The organism is Pseudarthrobacter sp. NCCP-2145, from assembly GCF_023708005.1.
Lineage (GTDB): Bacteria > Actinomycetota > Actinomycetes > Actinomycetales > Micrococcaceae > Arthrobacter > Arthrobacter oxydans.
Map to the genome: position 1 here is coordinate 46,010 of NZ_BRCG01000015.1, position 18,806 is coordinate 64,815.

The 18,806-nt window shown below is 67.6% G+C and carries 17 protein-coding genes and 2 tRNA genes; 17 read left to right on the forward strand and 2 right to left on the reverse strand.

Going from position 1 to position 18,806, the window contains the following annotated elements; all coding sequences use genetic code 11:
* The first annotated feature begins 3 nt into the window (after positions 1 to 3).
* The 3 genes from rsfS to NFU08_RS13825 all read left to right on the forward strand — a co-directional run bounded on the left by rsfS (position 4) and on the right by NFU08_RS13825 (position 848).
* Complete coding sequence (rsfS, locus tag NFU08_RS13815) at positions 4 to 405, forward strand: ribosome silencing factor (protein ID WP_066276611.1); 402 nt, start codon at positions 4 to 6, stop codon at positions 403 to 405.
* A gap of 113 nt (positions 406 to 518) precedes the next feature.
* Positions 519 to 591 (forward strand) — tRNA-Ala (locus NFU08_RS13820).
* Between the two features lie 184 nt (positions 592 to 775).
* Positions 776 to 848 (forward strand) — tRNA-Ala (locus tag NFU08_RS13825).
* 94 nt (positions 849 to 942) lie between these two features.
* Here NFU08_RS13825 and NFU08_RS13830 read toward each other — a convergent pair.
* Positions 943 to 2,265: a class I SAM-dependent methyltransferase gene (locus NFU08_RS13830; RefSeq protein WP_174179850.1), complete on the reverse strand. Its 1,323-nt coding sequence runs from the start codon at positions 2,263 to 2,265 to the stop codon at positions 943 to 945.
* Positions 2,266 to 2,331: 66 nt separating this feature from the next.
* On the opposite strand from NFU08_RS13830, the gene NFU08_RS13835 reads away from it, so the two are divergent.
* From NFU08_RS13835 to NFU08_RS13860, 6 genes are all read left to right on the forward strand, one after another.
* The gene (locus NFU08_RS13835) at positions 2,332 to 3,414 is read left to right on the forward strand and encodes an FAD-dependent oxidoreductase (protein ID WP_174179848.1); all 1,083 of its coding nucleotides are present in this window, start codon (positions 2,332 to 2,334) and stop codon (positions 3,412 to 3,414) included.
* Positions 3,415 to 3,494: 80 nt separating this feature from the next.
* Positions 3,495 to 4,700 carry a methyltransferase gene (locus NFU08_RS13840; protein ID WP_251424115.1) on the forward strand — a complete coding sequence of 402 codons (1,206 nt, stop codon included), beginning with the start codon at positions 3,495 to 3,497 and terminating at the stop codon, positions 4,698 to 4,700.
* A gap of 212 nt (positions 4,701 to 4,912) precedes the next feature.
* Positions 4,913 to 6,115: an ROK family transcriptional regulator gene (locus tag NFU08_RS13845; protein ID WP_174179959.1), complete on the forward strand. Its 1,203-nt coding sequence runs from the start codon at positions 4,913 to 4,915 to the stop codon at positions 6,113 to 6,115.
* Positions 6,116 to 6,232: 117 nt separating this feature from the next.
* A complete protein-coding gene (locus NFU08_RS13850; RefSeq protein ID WP_251424117.1) occupies positions 6,233 to 7,585 on the forward strand; it encodes an extracellular solute-binding protein in 1,353 nt (450 codons plus the stop codon).
* A gap of 3 nt (positions 7,586 to 7,588) precedes the next feature.
* The gene (locus tag NFU08_RS13855) at positions 7,589 to 8,470 is read left to right on the forward strand and encodes a carbohydrate ABC transporter permease (RefSeq protein ID WP_251424118.1); all 882 of its coding nucleotides are present in this window, start codon (positions 7,589 to 7,591) and stop codon (positions 8,468 to 8,470) included.
* Positions 8,467 to 9,342 (forward strand): carbohydrate ABC transporter permease, encoded by an 876-nt coding sequence (locus NFU08_RS13860; RefSeq protein WP_251424119.1) that lies wholly within the window; start codon positions 8,467 to 8,469, stop codon positions 9,340 to 9,342. The genes NFU08_RS13855 and NFU08_RS13860 overlap by 4 nt, the downstream gene beginning before the upstream one ends.
* A 42-nt stretch (positions 9,343 to 9,384) precedes the next feature.
* Here the strand turns inward: NFU08_RS13860 and NFU08_RS13865 are convergent, their stop codons facing one another.
* On the reverse strand, positions 9,385 to 9,588 hold the full coding sequence (locus tag NFU08_RS13865; RefSeq protein WP_174179838.1) for a hypothetical protein: 204 nt from the start codon (positions 9,586 to 9,588) through the stop codon (positions 9,385 to 9,387).
* Positions 9,589 to 9,728: 140 nt separating this feature from the next.
* Between NFU08_RS13865 and NFU08_RS13870 the strand changes: the two genes are divergently transcribed.
* The 8 genes from NFU08_RS13870 (at position 9,729) to metE (ending at position 18,759) form a co-directional block, all read left to right on the forward strand.
* Positions 9,729 to 10,736 carry a MoxR family ATPase gene (locus NFU08_RS13870; RefSeq protein ID WP_251424120.1) on the forward strand — a complete coding sequence of 336 codons (1,008 nt, stop codon included), beginning with the start codon at positions 9,729 to 9,731 and terminating at the stop codon, positions 10,734 to 10,736.
* Positions 10,737 to 10,744: 8 nt separating this feature from the next.
* Complete coding sequence (locus NFU08_RS13875) at positions 10,745 to 11,644, forward strand: DUF58 domain-containing protein (protein WP_251424121.1); 900 nt, start codon at positions 10,745 to 10,747, stop codon at positions 11,642 to 11,644.
* Positions 11,634 to 12,104, forward strand: a complete 471-nt coding sequence (locus NFU08_RS13880; protein ID WP_251424122.1) for a hypothetical protein — start codon at positions 11,634 to 11,636, stop codon at positions 12,102 to 12,104. Before NFU08_RS13875 ends, NFU08_RS13880 begins: the two co-directional genes overlap by 11 nt.
* Positions 12,095 to 13,162, forward strand: a complete 1,068-nt coding sequence (locus tag NFU08_RS13885; RefSeq protein WP_251424123.1) for a VWA domain-containing protein — start codon at positions 12,095 to 12,097, stop codon at positions 13,160 to 13,162. Before NFU08_RS13880 ends, NFU08_RS13885 begins: the two co-directional genes overlap by 10 nt.
* Positions 13,159 to 14,307: a VWA domain-containing protein gene (locus NFU08_RS13890; protein WP_251424124.1), complete on the forward strand. Its 1,149-nt coding sequence runs from the start codon at positions 13,159 to 13,161 to the stop codon at positions 14,305 to 14,307. Before NFU08_RS13885 ends, NFU08_RS13890 begins: the two co-directional genes overlap by 4 nt.
* Positions 14,304 to 15,065, forward strand: coding sequence for a hypothetical protein (locus NFU08_RS13895; RefSeq protein WP_174180209.1), 762 nt, complete (start codon positions 14,304 to 14,306; stop codon positions 15,063 to 15,065). Before NFU08_RS13890 ends, NFU08_RS13895 begins: the two co-directional genes overlap by 4 nt.
* Positions 15,066 to 15,387: 322 nt before the next feature.
* A complete protein-coding gene (locus NFU08_RS13900; protein ID WP_251424125.1) occupies positions 15,388 to 16,350 on the forward strand; it encodes a methylenetetrahydrofolate reductase in 963 nt (320 codons plus the stop codon).
* A gap of 66 nt (positions 16,351 to 16,416) precedes the next feature.
* On the forward strand, positions 16,417 to 18,759 hold the full coding sequence (gene metE, locus NFU08_RS13905; protein ID WP_251424127.1) for a 5-methyltetrahydropteroyltriglutamate--homocysteine S-methyltransferase: 2,343 nt from the start codon (positions 16,417 to 16,419) through the stop codon (positions 18,757 to 18,759).
* Positions 18,760 to 18,806: the final 47 nt, after the last annotated feature.

The window sequence follows — 18,806 nt, forward strand, 5'->3', positions numbered from 1 at the left end:
CACGTGACTGCATCAGAATCGTCCATCACCATAGCCCGCGCCGCCGCCAGGGCAGCCGCGGACAAGATTGCCCAGGATATTGTTGCCCTGGACGTCAGCGAGCGGCTCGCCCTGGCCGACGTTTTCCTCATCGCCTCGGCACCCAGCGAACGCCAGGTCAACGCCATCGTTGACGGTATTGAGGAAGAACTCGCCAAGCAGGACCTGCGGCCCGTCCGGCGTGAAGGCCGTTCCGGTGGCCGTTGGGTGCTGCTGGACTACTCGGACATTGTTATCCACGTCCAGCACGAGGAGGACCGCGTGTTCTACGCCCTGGAACGCCTCTGGAAGGACTGCCCTGTGGTGGACCTGCAGCTCGGGGATGACGCGTCAGCCAAGGCCACCGCAGGGTCCGAGACCGAATAAATCCGCGGAATCGCGCGGAATATGCCCGATTTGGAATTTTCGGAATTGCTGTTCTAAGATATTTGAGTTGCTTCGGGGAAAGCCGAAAAAGCTCGAAAGGGCAGCAATTGTTCGGGGCTGTGGCGCAGCTGGTAGCGCACCTGCATGGCATGCAGGGGGTCAGGGGTTCGAGTCCCCTCAGCTCCACCGAATAATCCGCCGGAATCACTGTGATTCCGGCGGATTTTTTTTGTTTGCCGTCTCCCGGGAACCCAGCCGCGCGCCCGGACAAGCCCCAGGCCGGGACACGGCACCACGATTGGCGTGCGGGGCGAAAGTGCATTAAGCTGATCAGGTTGCTTCGGGGAGTTATTCCGGAAGCGGCACATCCGGGGCTGTGGCGCAGCTGGTAGCGCACCTGCATGGCATGCAGGGGGTCAGGGGTTCGAGTCCCCTCAGCTCCACCGATTAACATCTGCACCGAGCCGGAAGGCGAAGGAGCATCGGAAGGGACGGTCCCATCGGGACCGTCCCTTCCGCGTTAACCCAGCTGCCCCTTCAGAGCCAGGCTGTCCGCCGCAGCGGGGGTTCATCACCGCCCGGCCGCTGGACCAGGACCTGGTTGACGCCCGTCAGCCCGCCCTCAAAGCCAAGCGCGCTGGACGCCATATACAACCGCCAGACCCGCGCCCTGCCCAGGCTGGCCAGCTTTACGGCGTGGTCCCAGTTGGCCTCCAGCCTGCTGACCCAGGCACGCAGGGTCAACGCATAGTGCCGCCGCAGCGCCTCCACATCCAGGACCTCGAATCCGGTGCCCTCCAGGGCAGCCACCATCTCGCCAAGGCTGATCATCTCCCCGTCCGGAAACACGTAGCGCGGAATGAACGAATCAGGATCCGGCCTGGTGGGGCCCGCGTTCCAGGAAATTGCATGGTTCAGCAGCCGCCCGCCAGGCCGGAGCAGGCTGAACAAAGCGGCGGCGTAGGCTGGCGTCTGTTCCCTGCCCACATGTTCGGACATCCCGATGGAGCTGATGGCATCGAAAGGTCCGTCCCCGATGTCCCGGTAGTCCTGGACCCTTATGTCCACCCGCTCGGTCAGGCCGGCCTCGGCGGCCCGCTTGCGTGCAAGGTTTGCCTGCTCCGTGGAAAGGGTGATGCCCACCACCGTTGCGCCGTACTTTCCGGCAGCATGGAGGGCGAAGCTTCCCCATCCGCAGCCTACGTCCAGCACCCGCATTCCCGGCCGCAGGCCCAGCTTCCGGCACACCAGGTCCAGTTTTGCCTCCTGGGCTTCTTCCAGGCCGGCGGCGAGCCGGTTGCCCGACTCCGGGGATTCCGTGCCGTAGCTGCCGTCCGGCCAGACCGCGCACGAATAGACCATGGACTGCCCCAGCACCAGTGCGTAGAAATCGTTGCCCACATCGTAGTGATGGGAGATGGCTGCCGAGTCGCGCCGGCGCGAATGCAGCCGGCCCTTCTTCACCACTTTTGCCTCCTCGGGCGGCGGCGCCGGATTGGGGCCCAGCGCCCCCAGCCGGACGGCCGTGCGGAGCAGCGTCCACATTTCCCGGGCCGTGAGCCGCCGGAACGGACCGGGCTCCGCGAACTTCCCGGCTGAACTCAACGCGGTGAACGCCGCGAAGATGTCCCCGGGCGAATCGATGTCGCCCGCCACGTAGGCACGGCTCAGGCCGAGCTGGCCCGGGGACCACAGGATCCGGCGGAGGGCCCGGCGGGAACGGAACTCCAGGACAGGTGCACCCTCAGGCCCTGCCTCTGACCCGTCCCAGGCCCGCAGGCGCAACGGCAGCTCTTCGGTGTCCAGCACAACTGACAGGGCCTGGGCCAGGCGCGCTGCGTGTCCTTTGTGTGTGGTCATGGTGGTCCTCCCGTCTCCATGGGCCAAGACTAAGGCCGGGAGACGCCCCGCGACTATCATGGGGGAGTGAATTCTGCCCGTGCCGACGTCGTTGTCATCGGCGCGGGCCAGGCCGGGCTTTCGGCTGCCTACCACCTTCAGCGCCGCGGTGTTGACCATGTAATCCTCGACGCCGAGGATGGTCCCGGCGGCGCGTGGCGGCACCGGTGGAAAAGCCTTCGGATGGAAACGGTCAACGGCATCAGTGATCTTCCCGGTATAGCCAAGCCCGCCGTGGATCCGCGCGAGCCCAGTTCGGAATTCCTGGCACGCTACTTCCGCGACTACGAGGAGGAACTCGGGCTGTCCGTCCGGCGGCCCGTGAAGGTCCACTCGGTGAGCCGGGAGGACACAGACCCCGCCGGCCTGCTGGGGATCGCCACATCGGACGGAGACTGGACAGCCAGGGCCGTCATCAACGCCACCGGCACCTGGACCCGCCCGTTCTGGCCCATCTACCCCGGGCAGTCCACCTTCCGCGGACGCCAGCTCCACGTGGCGGACTACGTCTCCGCGGAGGAGTTCAAAGGACAGCACGTGATTGTGGTGGGCGGCGGCATCTCGGCTGTCGGCCTCCTTGACGAAATCTCGCGCGTCACCACCACCAGCTGGTTCACCCGCCGGGAACCGGTGTGGCGGGATGAGGAGTTCGACGCCAGGGCGGGACACGACGCGGTGGCCCTGGTGGAGGAACGGGTCCGCAGGGGCCTGCCGCCGCAGAGCGTGGTGTCGGTGACCGGCCTGATCTGGACGCCGGCCCTCAAGGCGGCGGCGGCCAGGGGCGCCCTGGACCGGCAGCCGATGTTCACCTCCATAGAGCCCGGCGGCGTCAGGCTCGCTGAAGGAGGTTTCCAGCCGGCAGATGCGATCCTGTGGGCCACCGGGTTCCGTGCGGAGCTGGAGCATCTCGCGCCGCTGCACCTGCGGGGACCCGGCGGCGGCATAGCGATGGAAGGAACCCAGGTAGCCTCGGAACCCCGCGTCCACCTGGTCGGTTACGGGCCGTCGTCGTCCACGATCGGGGCCAACAGGGCCGGACGCGCCGCCGTGGCGGCCATCCTCAAACTCCCCGGGATCAGTCAGGCGGCAACACCGGTAAGTTGGGGCTGACGGACGGGGCACGGCCCGTGCCCGGTCCACGCACCCAAGCAAACGCACACAGCACACGCACAACGGAAGCGGCAGAACACGTGGCATCAGACACTCTTCAGGACGTCTTCAGCGCACTTCGGCGGAGGCCGGATGTGGAAGCGCCCAACCTGCAGGCGTGGGACGCCACGGACCGGCTCCTGCTGGAGACAGCCGCGGAACTGGTCCTCGGCGGAAGCGCGATTGCCGTTATCGGGGACCGGTACGGGGCCTTGACCCTTGGCGCCCTGGCCACGCTCAGCCCGGTTTCGGTCCGCGTGCACCAGGACCTGTTCACCGGAGAGCGCGCTCTGCAGCTCAACGCGGCCGCATGTCGCAACGCCGCCCACGTGCCGGAGCCAACAGCAGGAACGTCCGACGGCGGAGCCGGGAACCCGCCTGGCTTCACGCAGGTGCCGCTCGGGCCTGAGCTCCTTGCCGGCGCCCGGGCGGTGCTTTTGCAGTTGCCCAAGACCCTGGCGGAACTGGATGAAGTTGCTGCCGCCGTAGCCCGGTACGCCGCACCTGACGTCGCGCTGCTCGCGGGCGGGCGGGTCAAGCACATGACGCTCGGCATGAACTCCGTGCTGGAACGGCACTTCCGCTCGGTCCGGCCCCAGCTCGCCCGGCAGAAATCGCGCGTGATCCTGGCGGGCGGGCCGCAGGGGAGCGGGGAGAAGGAACGCTATCCCGTCGTCGAACACCTCGCCGAACTGGACCTCAAGGTCGCCGCCCACGGTGCCGTCTTCGCAGGAACCAAACTGGACATCGGCACCAGGTTCCTGCTGACGTTCCTTCCCTCCATGAAGGCGGCCCGGCACGCCGTCGACCTCGGCTGCGGCACCGGAATCCTTGCCGCCATGTACGCCCGGCAGCACCCCGGTTCCCAGGTGACCGCCACGGACCAGTCCGCCGCGGCTGTGGCCTCCGCGCTGGCCACGGCGGAGGCCAACGCCCTGGCGGATCGCATCACGGTCCTGCAGGACGACGCGCTCAGCACCATGGCGGACGGCAGCGTGGACCTGGTCCTGCTCAACCCGCCGTTCCATGTGGGTGCGGGCGTCCACGCCGGTGCAGGTTTGAAGATGATCGAAGCCGCGGGCAGGGTGCTCGCTCCGGGCGGCGAACTGTGGACGGTCTTCAACCGCCACCTGCCCTACCCGCCGGCCCTTGAGCGGCACGTCGGGCCCACCGTGGTGAAGGGCCGGAACCCCAAGTTCACGGTGACCTTGAGCACCCGCCGCGGCACGGACCCGGCAGGGGCGTGAGCCCGTGGGCCCGCAGCCTGCCGGGCAGCACCACCTTCGCTGCCGGGCTGCGCACGGGGGCCGCGCCGCGCCGTCGTGCCGTCCTATGGGTGTCTGACCACGCGTAACGTACGATTCAAGCATCACCATATGTACGTGGCCGAAGACGTTTAGGGGACGCTGTGACTGAGATCCGCCAATCCTCACCGAGGCGCGGAACCAACCTGCCCAAAATGGGGGACTTCAACCTCACGGTGATCCTGGACGCCATCCGCAGGTCCTCCGGCGGCCTCAGCCGCGTGGAACTTGCCCAGATTGTGGGCCTGTCCCCGCAGACCATCTCCAACATCTCCCGGCGCCTCCTGGACCAGAACCTGATCGTGGAGGCCGGCAAGGAAGGCAGCGGCCCGGGCAAGCCGCGCACCATCCTCAGGCTCAACCCCGGCGGTGTGTTCGCCCTCGGCGTCCACCTCGATCCCGCGGTGACCACGTTCGTGGTCCTGGACCTCGTGGGCTCGGTGGTGCGGCATTCCCGGATAAAAACACCCGGCGGCAACGACCCCTCGGCCGTCATCACCACCATCGCGGCCGAAATCGACCAGCTGGTGGAGGATTCCGGCGTGGACAGGGAGCGGATCGCCGGCCTGGGAGTGGCCGCACCGGGCCCCATCGACCTGGACAACGGCACAGTGGTGGATCCGCCGCTGCTGCCCGGCTGGGACAGGGTGGAACTGCGCAGCGCCCTTTCCGAAGCCACCGGATACTCGGTCCTGGTGGACAAGGACGTCACCAGCGCGGCCGTGGCGGAAACCTGGGCCGGCGGCCCCAGCGGCTCCGGCAGCTTCATCTTCATGTACATGGGCACCGGCATAGGCTGCGGCATTGTCCTCAATGATGAGGTCATCCGGGGAACCTCCGGAAACGCCGGCGAGATCGGCCACATCATTGTGGATCCCGACGGCGCCCCCTGTGACTGCGGCCTGCGCGGCTGCGTGAAATCCACCTGCATCCCGCAGGTGCTGGTAGCCGAAGCGGAAGACGCCGGCATCCTGGACGGCTCCCGGTCAGGCAACAGCGGAGCGGAAATCCAGCAGAGCTTTTCCCGTTTGTGCGACCTCGCGGACCAGGGCAACGAACAGGCACTTGCCATCATTGACCGGTCCGCGGTGCGCGTGGCCCGGGCCGTGGCCGTGGTGACCAACACGCTGGACGTTGAACGGGTGGTGTTCGGCGGGCCGTTCTGGAGCCGCCTGGCAGACCGCTACCTGGAGAAGGTCCCGGCGCTGCTGGATGCCCACAGCGACACCCGGCTCATCCATCCCATCGATGTTGTGGGCACCGGGGTGGGGGACGACGTCGGCGCCATCGGGGCGGCTTCCCTGGTCCTGGAGCATACGCTGGCCCCGCGGGCCCAGCGGCTCCTCCTGGAGAGCTGACCCGACGGGCTGTGCGCAGCGCCTTGCCTGCCGCAGGACGTCCATCTAGCATGTGCATACTGTGCGGTTTGGGGCCCGCCAACAACAGGGCCGCCGCCATCGACCGAATGGAGCGCCATGCGTCGCCGGGCCTTGAAGACCATGTCCCTGATTGCCGCGGCAACGGTAGCCCTGGCGGCCTGCAGCCCGGACGATCCCGGCGCTTCGTCCAAAACCCTGAAAGTTGCGTACCAGAAAACGGACTCCTTCACCGCCCTGGACACCATGCTCCAGGCCGCCAAACAGGAGTTTGAGGCGGCGAACCAGGGAGTGACCGTTGAGCTGCAGCCCATCCAGGCCAACGACGACGACTACGGGACGAAACTGGCCCTCGCGCTGCGCTCGCCATCCACGGCGCCCGACGTTTTCTACGAGGACACGTTCAAGGTCCGCTCCGACGTGGACGCCGGCTACCTCCTGAAGCTGGACAGCTACCTGGAGGGCTGGGAGGACTGGGACACGTTCGACGACGGCGCCAAGGCGGCAGGGCGGGCGGACGACGGCGGGACGTACGCAGTGCCCCTGGGCACCGACACCCGCGCCATCTGGTACAACCGGAAAGTCCTGGAAGCTGCCGGGGTCACCCTTCCCTGGGAGCCGCGCAGCTGGCAGGACATCCTGGACACGGCACGGAAGATCAAGGCCAACGACCCCACCGTTATCCCGTTCAACATGTACGCCGGCAAGGGAACCGGCGAGGGGACCGTGATGCAGAGCTTCTACGAGCTGCTGTATGGCACGGGATCATCGCTCTACGACGAAGAGGCCGGAAAGTGGGTGGTGGGTTCGGCCGGCTTCCAGGACTCGCTGGCCTTCCTCAAAACCCTTTATGACGAACAGCTGGCCGTTTCCCCAGCCGAGGCCCTCGACGCCAACGTGTGGAAGAAGGTGTTCGGCGAGTGGCTGCCCAACGCCAGGATGGGCGCCACCGTCGAAGGCTCCTACGCGCCGTCGTTCTGGCAGGATGGCGGAAGCTATGAGTGGCCCGGCTACGAACAGGACATGGGCGTTGCCCCCTTCCCCACCCAGAACGGCCAGGCCCCGGGAGCTGTGAGCATGTCCGGCGGCTGGACACTGGCGCTCGGGGCGGAGACCAAGGAGCCTGAGCTGGCATTCAGCTTCCTGACCACTGCGCTCAAGGAAGAGAACTCCCTCAGCTTCACCGTGGAAAGCTCGCAGATTGCCGTCCGCAAGGACGTGGCCGCCGACCCCGGTTACCTTGACGCCAATCCGTTCGTCAGGGATGTCTCCGCGCTTGTTTCGGTCACCAAGTACCGCCCTGCAACTGCCGACTACCCCCGGATTTCCGCGGCTGTCCAGGAAGCCACCGAGGCCGTCATCACCGGCACCAGGTCGCCCCAGGAAGCGGCTGCGGACTACGATGCCGCAGTGGCGGACATCGTGGGTGCCGCCAAGACCGTCCGGAAGTAGCGGGTGCGGTCTCCAGCCACGGCACGGCAACTGCTCCGTTACCTCCCGGTCCTTCCTGCTGTCCTGCTCCTCCTTGTCTTCCTGGCGGGCCCCGTGCTCTGGGCATTCCACGCATCCCTCACTGACGCCGGCCTCACCGGGCGCAGTGCCCGCAATCCCTCATGGGTGGGGCTGGAGAACTACCAGAGGTTGCTTACGGATCCCGTGTTTCCGCTCTCCGTCCTCCTCACGGTGGTGTTCGTGGCGGGGTCGGCGGTACTGGGACAGAACCTGCTGGGCCTCGCGCTGGCCGTACTGATGCGGCGGGCACGGCCGCTGGTGTCCGCCGTCGTCGGCACCACCGTGGTGGCCGCCTGGGTGCTGCCGGAAATCGTGGCCGCCTTCGCCGCCTATGCCTACTTCAGCGGGGACGGGACCCTGAACCAGCTGCTGGGCGGCCTGGGATTTGTCCGGCAGGACTGGCTGTACGCCTTTCCCATGGTGGCCGTGATGCTCGCCAACGTGTGGCGGGGGACAGCCTTTTCCATGCTGGTGTACCGGGCCGCATTGAATGAGGTTCCGGCCGAGGTGACCGAGGCGGCCCAGATGGATGGCGCCCACGGCTGGCAGCGGTTCGCGTTCATTACGCTGCCGATGATCCGGGGGAGCATCACCACCAACCTGATGCTGATCACGCTGCAGACCCTCGCCGTCTTCACGCTCGTCTGGGTGATGACAGCGGGCGGGCCGGCCAACGCCAGCACCACACTGCCGGTCCTCGCATACCAGGAGGCCTTCAAGTTCGGTGATATCGGCTACGGGACAGCGGTGGCTTCGGTGCTCATCCTGATCGGCGCCGCCTTTGGACTGGCGTACGTGCGGCTGCTCCGGGAGCCCCGGCCATGACCGCCCCCGCCAGGACGCCGGGCAGCCCTCCGGTCCGGCCTTACGCACCCAGGCGGCGCCAGGCCGGCAGCACTCCAGCTGACCTGGTGCTGCTGCTGATCGGCGCCTGCTTCCTGCTGCCCCTGCTCTGGCTCATCCTGGCTTCGCTGGACGCCGAAGCCGGGCATGAGCTGAGGCTTCCGGACCGGGCCGGCCTGGACAACTTCGCCGCAGTGCTGACGCCGGAGTTGCTGCTCCGGCCGCTGTGGAACAGTGTGCTGCTCTCCGGGGGGACGGCCACGGTCACCGTTGTGGCGGCTGTACTGGCGGCCTACCCGCTGTCCCGCTACCGGTCCAGGTTCAACCGGCCCTTCATGTACACCGTCCTTTTTGGGACCTGCCTGCCCATCACGGCGATCATGGTCCCCGTGTATGGGCTCTTCGTCCAGCTTGAGCTGCTCGATTCGATGACTGCCACCATCTTCTTTATGGCCACCACCACCCTGCCCATGGCCATCTGGATGACCCGGAACTTCATGGAGGGCGTGCCGGTGTCGCTGGAAGAAGCAGCCTGGGTGGATGGCGCATCGCGGATGACCGCCCTGCGGACCATTGTCCTGCCGCTGATGAAGCAGGGGCTGGGAGTGGTGTTCATTTTCGTGTTCATCCAGGCCTGGGGAAACTTCTTCGTCCCGTTCGTCCTGCTCCTCTCGGAGGCACGGCAGCCCGCGGCGGTGTCCATCTTCAGCTTCTTCGGACAGCACGGTGCAGTGGCCTACGGCCAGCTGGCCGCGTTCTCCATCCTGTATTCGCTGCCGGTGCTGGTCCTCTACGTCATCGTGGCGAGGGGCGGCAGCGGTTCCTTTGCCCTGTCCGGAGCGGTCCGGGGCTGAACAGGCCCCGCGGCCGCAACCGGACGGGCAGGAGGGACGGTTTCAGTCGATATCCTCGAGGACCACACCGAATGGAAGGGCCTCGTCGAGGTGGGCCTGGTGGCCGGTGGCACCCGGGTTGTACGTGACCCGTACTCCATGAAGCTTGTCCGCAGCGGACTGCTGCAGGACGGGCTTGACGGTGCTGATGAACATCTCGCTTTTGTCGGCGAGAAACTCCTTGTAACTGGCTGGAAGCTCGCTCATGCCAAAAGGATAGACCTGGCAACGGCCGATGGGGAGGGGTCCCCATTGTCCAAAATGCCGGAGCGGTCTTGGATAGGATGGCGGGCGGAGTGCAGCCGGCCGGCAGCCACGCCCAGTTTAGCCATCAGGGGGAAAATCCAGTGCTTTCGACCAGTGCGTCCGCGAGAATCGAACCTTCGGAACTGGCCCGGGCACAGCAGGTGGCGGCGAATATTGCCCGCAGCTTTGACGCGAAGGTTGTGGGGCAGGCCCGGCTGCGTGAATCGCTGTTGGTGGGGCTGCTGACCGGCGGGCATATCCTCCTGGAAAGCGTCCCGGGCCTTGCCAAGACCACGGCTGCGCAGGCCGTTGCAGAGGCAGTGAGCGCCGACTTCCGGCGGATCCAGTGCACCCCGGACCTGCTGCCCAGCGACATTGTGGGAACCCAGATCTACGATGCCGCCAACGGCACGTTTGTCACGCAGCTGGGACCGGTCCACGCCAACATTGTGCTCCTGGACGAGATCAACCGTTCCAGCGCCAAAACGCAGAGCGCCATGCTTGAGGCAATGCAGGAACGCCAGACTTCCATCGGCGGCCGGGAGTACCCGCTGCCCTCTCCCTTCCTGGTCCTGGCCACCCAGAACCCCATCGAGCAGGAGGGCACCTACCAGCTGCCCGAAGCCCAGATGGACCGTTTCATGCTCAAGGACGTGCTGGACTATCCGTCACCCGCGGAGGAAGCCGAGATCATCCGGCGCATCGATGCCGGGGTGTACACGCCGGAGCAGGCGCCGGCCGCGGCCGCCTCGCTGGAGGCCGTCACTGCCGCCCAGGAACTGGTCCGGCGTGTCTACATCGATCCCGCCGTCATCAACTACATCGTGGGCCTGGTTTTCGTCACCAGGAATGCCCACCAGTACATCGATTCACGGCTGGCCGCCTTCATCGAGTTCGGCGCCAGCCCCCGGGCCAGCATCGCCTTCAGCCAGGCCGCCCGTGCGGTGGCACTGCTGAACGGCAGGGACCACGTCATTCCCGAGGACGTCAAAACGCTGGCCCACCGGGTACTGCGGCACCGGCTGATCCTGAACTTCGACGCAGTGGCGGAACAAGTGCGGGTGGAAACGGTGATTGACGCCGTCGTCGCTGCCGTCCAGACGCCCTGAGGCCCTGGGTGACCAGCCTCCTCCAGCGGGTGAAGTCGGACATGGCGATCTTCGCCCACCGCAAAGCCCGCGGCATGCTTGACGGCGAGTACGGCTCGGTGTTCCGGGGCCGCAGCCTGGACTTCGATGACCTCCGCGCCTATATCCCGGGGGACGAGGTCCGCGACATTGATTGGAAGGCAACTGCACGGCACGGTTCGCCGCTGATCAGGCGCTACGTGGCGGTCCGCCGGCAGACAGTGCTGCTGGTCACCGACACCGGCCGCAACATGGCCGCGGCGGCCCGCAGCGGGGAAACGAAAAAGGACATTGCAGTGATGGCCCTGGGCGTCATGGGGTACCTCGCCCACCGGCACGGCGACGTGGTGGGGCTGGTGTCCGGCGATTCCGCGGGCACGACGGCGTTGCCCGCCAAGGGCGGCGAGGCCCACCTTGAACGCCTCCTCCGGCGCGTGGATTCAGCGGCAACACTGGACGCCGCGCCCAGCAGGCTCGAGGACCAGCTGGACCATGTTGCGCGGACCATCAAAGGCCGCAACCTGCTGTTCGTCGTCGCCGATGAGGTGGCGGCAAGCCCCGCCACCAGCCGGCTGCTCCGCCGCCTCCAGGCCCAGCACGAGATCCTTTGGCTCACGGTGAGGGACGCCAGGCTTGTCCCGGATGAACCCCTGCTGCCGCCGGACGAGGTTCCGGACTCCTACAGCGTCTCCGGCTCCTACCCCCTTCCTGCACACCTCGTCCGGGACCCGGCGGTCGTTTCTGCCTATGCCACCGCCGTCGCCGAACGCGACACCGGCCGGAAAGTCATGCTGCGCCAGGCCGGGATCACGGAGGGCGAGGTGGCGGGCAGCCGGGACGTGGTGAGCGCGCTGTTCGCTCTCCTGGAAAGGCACCGCCGTGCAGGCTGACCCCGGGTTCTACGGCCCCCTGCAGTATGGCCCGGCATGGATGTGGGCCGGCGTGGCGCTGCTGGCCCTGGTGGCCGCCTGGTACGGCGTCGTGCTGGCAGCCACGCGGAGGCCGCGGGAAGCGGACGCCGTCCAGCGTCCTGCCCGGCTGACGGACCTGGCAGCGCTCAAGGCCGCGTACCTGCAGCGGATCGATGATGTGGAACGGGACGCTGCCGCCGGAACGCGGGGTGCCCGCGGCTCGCACCAGGAAATCAGCCTCCTGCTGAGGAAATTCGTCCGGGACGCCACCGGAGTGGACGCGTCCCGCATGACGCAGGCGGACCTGGCCGGGCATCCCCTTCCATCGGCTGCCGCCGCCGTCGGAGCGCTGTACCCGGCCGCGTTCGGCCCCGACCCCGTTCCTCCCGTCGCCTCCTCCGCTGCCGCAGCCCGAAAGGTGGTGCAGGCATGGAACTGATGTGGTGGTGGCTGCTTGCCCCCGCCGCGGTGGCGGCAGGCGCAGCCTGGTGGGCCGCCAGGCGGACTGACAGCACAGCCAACGCGCGACGGCGGCCGGTGGCGCATGCGGACCGGCTCATCCTCCTGCCGGAATACCAGGCCGCGCTGCGGCGGCACCGCCGCTGGCTTGCGGTCGCCCTGCTGGCCTGCGCCGCGTTGCTCGCCTCCACGGCGGTGGCAGCAGCCCGGCCCGTCGGGGTGACAACCACGCGGCCCGAACAGCACAACCGGGACATCATGCTGTGCCTGGACACCTCGGGTTCCATGAGCAGTGCCGACGCCGCGGTGGTAGACGTCTTCGCCGAACTCGCGGCGGAATTCGATGGAGAACGGATCGGACTCACCATCTTTGACAGCACGGCCGTCCAGGTATTTCCGCTGACCGACGACTACCACTACGCCCGGGAGCAGTTGGAGCTGGCGCGGGACGCGTTCGACGGGAAGCCCGGCAGTTCGGGATTCCTGGACGGAACGTGGAGCGGCCGGGGTTCCTCCCTGATCGGGGACGGCCTGGCGTCCTGCCTCAACAGCTTCCCGCCTACCGCCGGCCAGGCTGGGAACCGGAATCCCGGCGGTACCCAGGATTCTGCCGCCACCCAGGACCCTGCCGCCACCCAGGACCCCGGGCAGCCGCAGCGCTCACGGTCCGTGGTCCTGGCGACGGACAACTTCCTTTCCGGGGAGCCCATCATGACCCTTGGCGAAGCCGCAGCCCTCGCGCGGGAAAGGGCGGTGCACGTTTACGCGCTCAACCCGGGGGACCTCGACTACGGTTCAGGCCCGGACCAGCCCGGCGCGCAGCTGCGGGCCGCGGCAGAGTCCACCGGCGGGGCCTACTATGCGCTGAACAACCCCGAGGCCGTGCCGGGCGTGGTGAGGGGCGTCGAAGAAACGGAGAAAACAGCGCTCCGCGGCACCCCGCGGGCGGTTGTCTCCGATGAGCCCGGCCTTCCGTTGGCCGCTGCCCTCCTGTCCGGACTGGTCCTCGCGGTTGCCGGCTGGCGGTTGCGGCCATGACCCTCCAGCCGGTGCTGCCCTGGTGGCTGCTTCTTCCCCTCATCGCTGCCGCCGTGGCCGTCCTGGTGTGGCAGCTCCGCGGGCCGGGAACCAGCAGGCATCAGCGCGGAAGAGCGGGCCGCCGCGCCGCGGTCCGGCACGCCCTGCTGGCCCTGCTGCTGGTGGGGGCTTTGCTGCGCCCCGGCCTGCCGGGAGGAACGGCCCAGGCGGCCGCGGCCGACCTGAACGTGTTCTTCGTCGTGGACACCACCACCAGCATGGTGGCGGAGGACTACGGCACCACGGAACCACGGATGGCGGGGGTACGGCAGGACATCGCGGCCATCGCCGAAGGACTGCCCGGTGCCCGGTTCTCCGTCATCACCTTCGACACCGCGGCCCACGTCCGGATGCCCCTGACCACCGACACGCTGGCGCTGGACACCATCACGTCCGTCCTTGAGCCGCAGGTGACCGCCTATGCCGAGGGAAGCAGCATCACGGCGGCCCGCGAGGTGCTCTCCGAACGCCTTACCCTTGCCCGGCAGAGCCACCCCGGGCGGCCCCGGCTTGTGTTCTACCTTGGCGACGGCGAACAGACCAGCGCAGAGGCGCCGGCACCGATGGACCTTGAGGACGGCCTGGTGGCCGGGGGAGCGGTCCTGGGTTACGGCACGGCCGGCGGTGGCAGGATGCGGGAAAACACCGGGGAGGAGTACGACGACGGTTCCACAGAAGCCGGGGACGCCTCCTATCTCCGGGACAGCAACGGTGACGGCGCCGGATATGCACTTTCCAGGATTGATGAAATCCGGCTCCAGCAGATCGCGGGGCAACTGGGCGTCCCCTACGTGCACCGGTCAGCCGGGAACCCCGCCGCCCCGATGCTGCAGGACGCCCGCCCCGCCGCCCCGGACACCGGCGCCCTCACGAACGCGGGCCAGGACGGCTCCCTGGCCGCACGGACCGAGCTTTACTGGATCCCGGCAGCAGGCGCCTTTGTCCTGGGCCTTTGGGAGCTTGTCCTGCTCCTTCGCCAGTTCCGCGAACTCCGCAGGATACCGTTGGCCCCTTCTTCACGCTCAGCTGCTTTAGGCGCCGCTCCTGCGACAACCGGAAACTCCGGCGTCCAAGAATCCAGCGGCAACAAGGCAGTTCTCCGATGACGCCCGCCAGTCATGGCGTGGACCGCCGGACGGCACGGCGGCGCCTCCTGGCGTGGTCAGCCGTACCCGTGATCCTCATGCTGTGTGTGGCGGCCAAACTCCTGAGCCTTGGCCTGCTGGGAGCACGTGCGGCCAGCGCCTATGAAGCGAACGACGCCGCAGCGGTCCGGTCCGCCGCGGAAGCACTTCACGTCGTGAACCTCATCGAGCCGCACAAGGCGCCCTTCGCGGCCGGGGACGCCGACGTCCTTGCCGGGGACTTCGCAGCCGCCAGGCTCCGGTTCGAGGAAGCGCTGGCCCTCGTCCCGCCACGCCAATCCGGGTCGGCCGGGGCCTGCGTCATTACGGTGAACCTGGTCCTGGCCATTGAGCGGCTCGGCGACGAAAAGCTCGGTGCGGAGGACCCGGCCGCGGCCGCCGGCCTCTTCGAGGAAGCGCTCGCAGCTGTGGCAGCGGCGCCGGACGGCTGTTTATCCGACCGGGAGCCGGCCGGGACGGGGGACAGGCTGGCCGGAGCGGAAGCACGGCTGCAGGAAAAGCTCTCCGACGCCCGCCAGGTGCAGCACCAGGAGCCGGCCCAGGAGACCGGTCCGGAGGAAAGCCCCGGAACGGACAGCCAGGATTCCGCGCAGCAACGCAAGCTGGAGCAACTGGAGGACAGTGCCCGGCAGGCCCAACGTGAACGCAACAGCGGCCGTGAACGGGAGGACTACCTGGACGGCTCCTCGGACTCCGGCGGCCCCGACCGGCCGTGGTAGGGCACCGGCGCGAACATTATTCCGTGGGGACGCGACGCGGGCCGTAAAACTGCGTCTTAATTCGGGAGCCAACTTGAAAGCGGTACCTGCCCCTCATAGAGTCTTATACAAGTTACCGAGGTAACGTGTCAGCGATCCTCCTTCTGGAGGGTGTGGGTGCCCCCATGTGGGCCTGACATTTGCTCACGGCGAACTTCAATCCAGGCGTAACAGTCGCGGCTGCGTCCTGTGGAGTTCTTCCGTGTTCCCCAAACTCAAATTCATTGCCGGTCAGCCGTCGCATTCGACGGCAGCCCCCAATGGCCCAAAGCCAAGGATGCAAATGTCTCCACCAAGCCTTATTGACACACACCCGAATCTCTCCGACACCGCTCCGGTGGCGCTTTCCTACGAGCTGTTCCCGCCCCGGTCGCCGGCAGCCGCGGAAACCCTCTGGACCACCATCCGGGAACTCGAAACCACCGCACCGGACTATGTGTCCGTCACCTATGGTGCGAGCGGCTCAAACCGGGACACCGCCGTCGAACTCATCAACCGGCTCCTGCTGGAAACAACCCTCCGGCCGCTGGCGCACCTGACGTGCGTCGGCAGCACGCCCCAGGAACTGGCGGGAATCATCGGTGAGCTGCTGGACACCGGGGTGCGCGGGATCCTGGCGCTCCGCGGCGACCTGCCCAAGGACGGCGCGGCGCCGGTTGCCGGTTCGCTCCGGTACGCCCAGGACCTGATCGAGCTGATCCGCCGCGTCGAGCAGCGCCGTTCGGCACTGCTCTGCGCCGGAAAGATCGCGGTAGGCGTGGCGGCGTACCCCACCCGCCACCCGGAGTCGCCCAGCGAGGCGCACGACGTCGAGGTGCTGCTTGCCAAGCAGCGTTCCGGCGCGGACTTCGCCATCACGCAGGTCTTCTTCCACACTGACCAGTACGCGGACCTCCTCACCAGGGCACGCCGTGCAGGGGTCACCATCCCCATCATCCCGGGAGTCATGCCCCTCACCAGCCTCCGGCGCGTCAGGCGCCTCGGCGAGCTGACCGGCGTGGAGCCCGCTCCCGAGCTGCTGGAACGCCTGGCATCAGCGGACAGCGACCTTGAACGGCTCCGCATTGGTGTCGATGCCACAGTGGACCTTGCCAACGCAGCCCTGCAGGCCGGCGCACCCGGCATCCACATCTACACCTTCAATGAGCACCAGAGTGCCCTGGAACTGCTGGACAAGCTGGCCCTTCCGCGGCGTACGCATTCCGGCATCCGCCCGGATGCAGCTGCCCGCCAGCTCGCCAGCTGACGCACCCCTTCCTGCACTGAATCTTTCCGCCCACGGCGGACCTGTACCCAACTCTTAGGATTTCCCATGTCTCAAAACACCACGCCCAACCACACTCCGTTCCCGGCTGCATCCCTCCTGGGCTACCCGCGCATCGGCCGCCGCCGCGAGCTCAAGAAGGCCGTCGAAGCCTACTGGGCAGGAAAGATCGACGCCGCCGCTCTGGACTCCGCCGCCAAGGACATCCAGCTGGCCATCGCCAAGCGCCTGCAGGAACTCGGCCTCACCGAACCGGCCGCAGTGCCTGGCACCTTCTCCTACTACGACCAGGTCCTGGACACCACCGCCCACCTCGGCGCTGTCCCCGCCCGTTTCGGCAAGCTCCTCAATGACAAGGGCCAGCTGGACATTGACGGCTACTTCACCCTGGCCCGCGGCACCAGGGACCAGCAGCCGCTCGAAATGACCAAGTGGTTCGACACCAATTACCACTACCTGGTCCCGGAGATCGGCCCGGAGACCGGGTTCACCCTCGCCTCCACCGCCAAGGTTGACGAGTTCGCGTTCGCACTGGCCAACGGCGTCGAGACCCGCCCCTACATCGTGGGTCCGGTCACCTACCTGCTCCTGTCCAAAGCGTCCGACGGCGCCCCCGCCGGATTCGCGCCGCTGTCCCGCCTCGAGGACATCCTGCCCGTCTACGTCCAGCTCCTGGAGAAGCTCTCCGCCGCAGGTGCCAGCTGGGTCCAGCTCGACGAGCCCGCGCTGGTGGTGGACCAGGACACCCCGGCCGGCGAGGTCGAGGCCGCCGTGGCCCGCGCCTACGAAGTCCTCTCCTCGGCGGCCAACCGCCCGCAGATCCTCGTCTCAACCCCGTACGGATCGCTGGACGGCCAGCTCGGCACCCTCGCCGCCACCAACATCGACGCCCTCCACATCGATGTCTTCAAAGGCACTGTTCCCTCCGCCGCGGCACTTGCCGGCCTGGGCAACAAGACCCTGGTTGCCGGCGTCGTGGACGGCCACAACATCTGGCGCAACGACCTCGCCGCGTCTGCCGCCAAGCTGGACGCACTGACGGCAGCAGCCGGCAAGGTTGCCGTCTCCACCTCCACCTCCACCCAGCACGTCCCGCACGATGTTGCCGAGGAGACCCAGCTCTCCGAGCAGCTCCGCAGCTGGCTGGCGTTCTCGGACCAAAAGGCCGTCGAGGTGAAGACCCTCGCGTCCTACCTGGCCGATCCCGCCTCCGCCCGGGCGGCCATCGACGAGGCAACGGCCGTCATCGCCTCCCGTGCCACCGCAGAAGGCGTGCGCCGCTCCGACGTCCGTGCACGCACCGAAGCGCTAACCGCAGCCGACTTCACCCGCTCGGCCTACGAAGTCCGCGAAGCCGCCCAGGAAGAAGCGCTGCACCTGCCGCCGCTGCCCACTACCACCATCGGATCCTTCCCCCAGACCTCCGAGATCAGGTCGGCGCGCGCCCGCAACAACAAGGGCGACCTCACCGACGGGCAGTACGAAAAGCTCATGAAGGACGAGATCAGGCGCGTTGTTGAGCTGCAGGAAGAGCTTGGCTACGACGTGCTGGTGCACGGCGAGCCCGAGCGCAACGACATGGTCCAGTACTTCGCCGAGAACCTGGAGGGCTTCGACGTCACCGTCCACGGTTGGGTCCAGTCCTACGGCTCACGCTGCACCCGCCCGTCCATCCTGTGGGGCGACGTCACCCGCAGTGCGCCCATCACGGTTGAGTGGGCCAAGTACGCGCAGTCCCTGACCAGCAAGCCGATGAAGGGCATGCTCACGGGTCCCGTCACCATCCTGGCCTGGTCCTTCGTCCGCGACGACCAGCCCTTGGGCGAGACCGCCAACCAGGTGGGCCTGGCCCTGCGTGACGAAATCGCAGACCTCGAAGCTGCCGGCATCAAGGTCATCCAGGTGGACGAGCCTGCACTGCGCGAACTCCTTCCGCTGCGCAAGGCTGACCACGCCGACTACCTCAAGTGGTCCGTGGACTCCTTCCGCCTGGCCACCGCCGGTGCTGCCGACGCCACCCAGATCCACACCCACCTCTGCTACTCCGAGTTCGGCGTGATCATCGACGCGATCGACGGACTGGATGCGGACGTCACGTCCATCGAGGCCGCCAGGTCCCGCATGGAGGTTGTCCACGACCTCGAGTCCCACGGCTTCGGCCGCGGCGTTGGCCCGGGCGTCTACGACATCCACTCGCCGCGTGTCCCGGGCGAGGCAGAGGTGACCGAACTGCTGGCCACCGCCGTCAAGCACGTCCCCTCCCGCCAGCTGTGGGTGAACCCGGACTGCGGCCTGAAGACCCGCGGCTACGCCGAGACCGAGGATTCGCTGCGGAACCTGGTCAAGGCAACCCAGGCGGTCCGCGCCAACCTGCTGGAAGCGGCCAAGTAATAAGTACGACGGCGGCCGGTCACGTGGGAAGCCCGCGTGACCGGCCG

What these genes read in the sequence shown, in the direction of transcription:
- NFU08_RS13830 (WP_174179850.1), bottom strand. Translation starts at nt 2,265, where the DNA reads ATGACCACACACAAAGGACACGCAGCGCGCCTGGCCCAGGCCCTGTCA.
- NFU08_RS13845 (WP_174179959.1), top strand. Translation starts at nt 4,913, where the DNA reads ATGGGGGACTTCAACCTCACGGTGATCCTGGACGCCATCCGCAGGTCC.
- NFU08_RS13850 (WP_251424117.1), top strand. Translation starts at nt 6,233, where the DNA reads ATGCGTCGCCGGGCCTTGAAGACCATGTCCCTGATTGCCGCGGCAACG.
- NFU08_RS13860 (WP_251424119.1), top strand. Translation starts at nt 8,467, where the DNA reads ATGACCGCCCCCGCCAGGACGCCGGGCAGCCCTCCGGTCCGGCCTTAC.
- NFU08_RS13865 (WP_174179838.1), bottom strand. Translation starts at nt 9,588, where the DNA reads ATGAGCGAGCTTCCAGCCAGTTACAAGGAGTTTCTCGCCGACAAAAGC.
- NFU08_RS13885 (WP_251424123.1), top strand. Translation starts at nt 12,095, where the DNA reads ATGGAACTGATGTGGTGGTGGCTGCTTGCCCCCGCCGCGGTGGCGGCA.
- NFU08_RS13890 (WP_251424124.1), top strand. Translation starts at nt 13,159, where the DNA reads ATGACCCTCCAGCCGGTGCTGCCCTGGTGGCTGCTTCTTCCCCTCATC.
- NFU08_RS13895 (WP_174180209.1), top strand. Translation starts at nt 14,304, where the DNA reads ATGACGCCCGCCAGTCATGGCGTGGACCGCCGGACGGCACGGCGGCGC.
- NFU08_RS13900 (WP_251424125.1), top strand. Translation starts at nt 15,388, where the DNA reads ATGTCTCCACCAAGCCTTATTGACACACACCCGAATCTCTCCGACACC.
- metE (WP_251424127.1), top strand. Translation starts at nt 16,417, where the DNA reads ATGTCTCAAAACACCACGCCCAACCACACTCCGTTCCCGGCTGCATCC.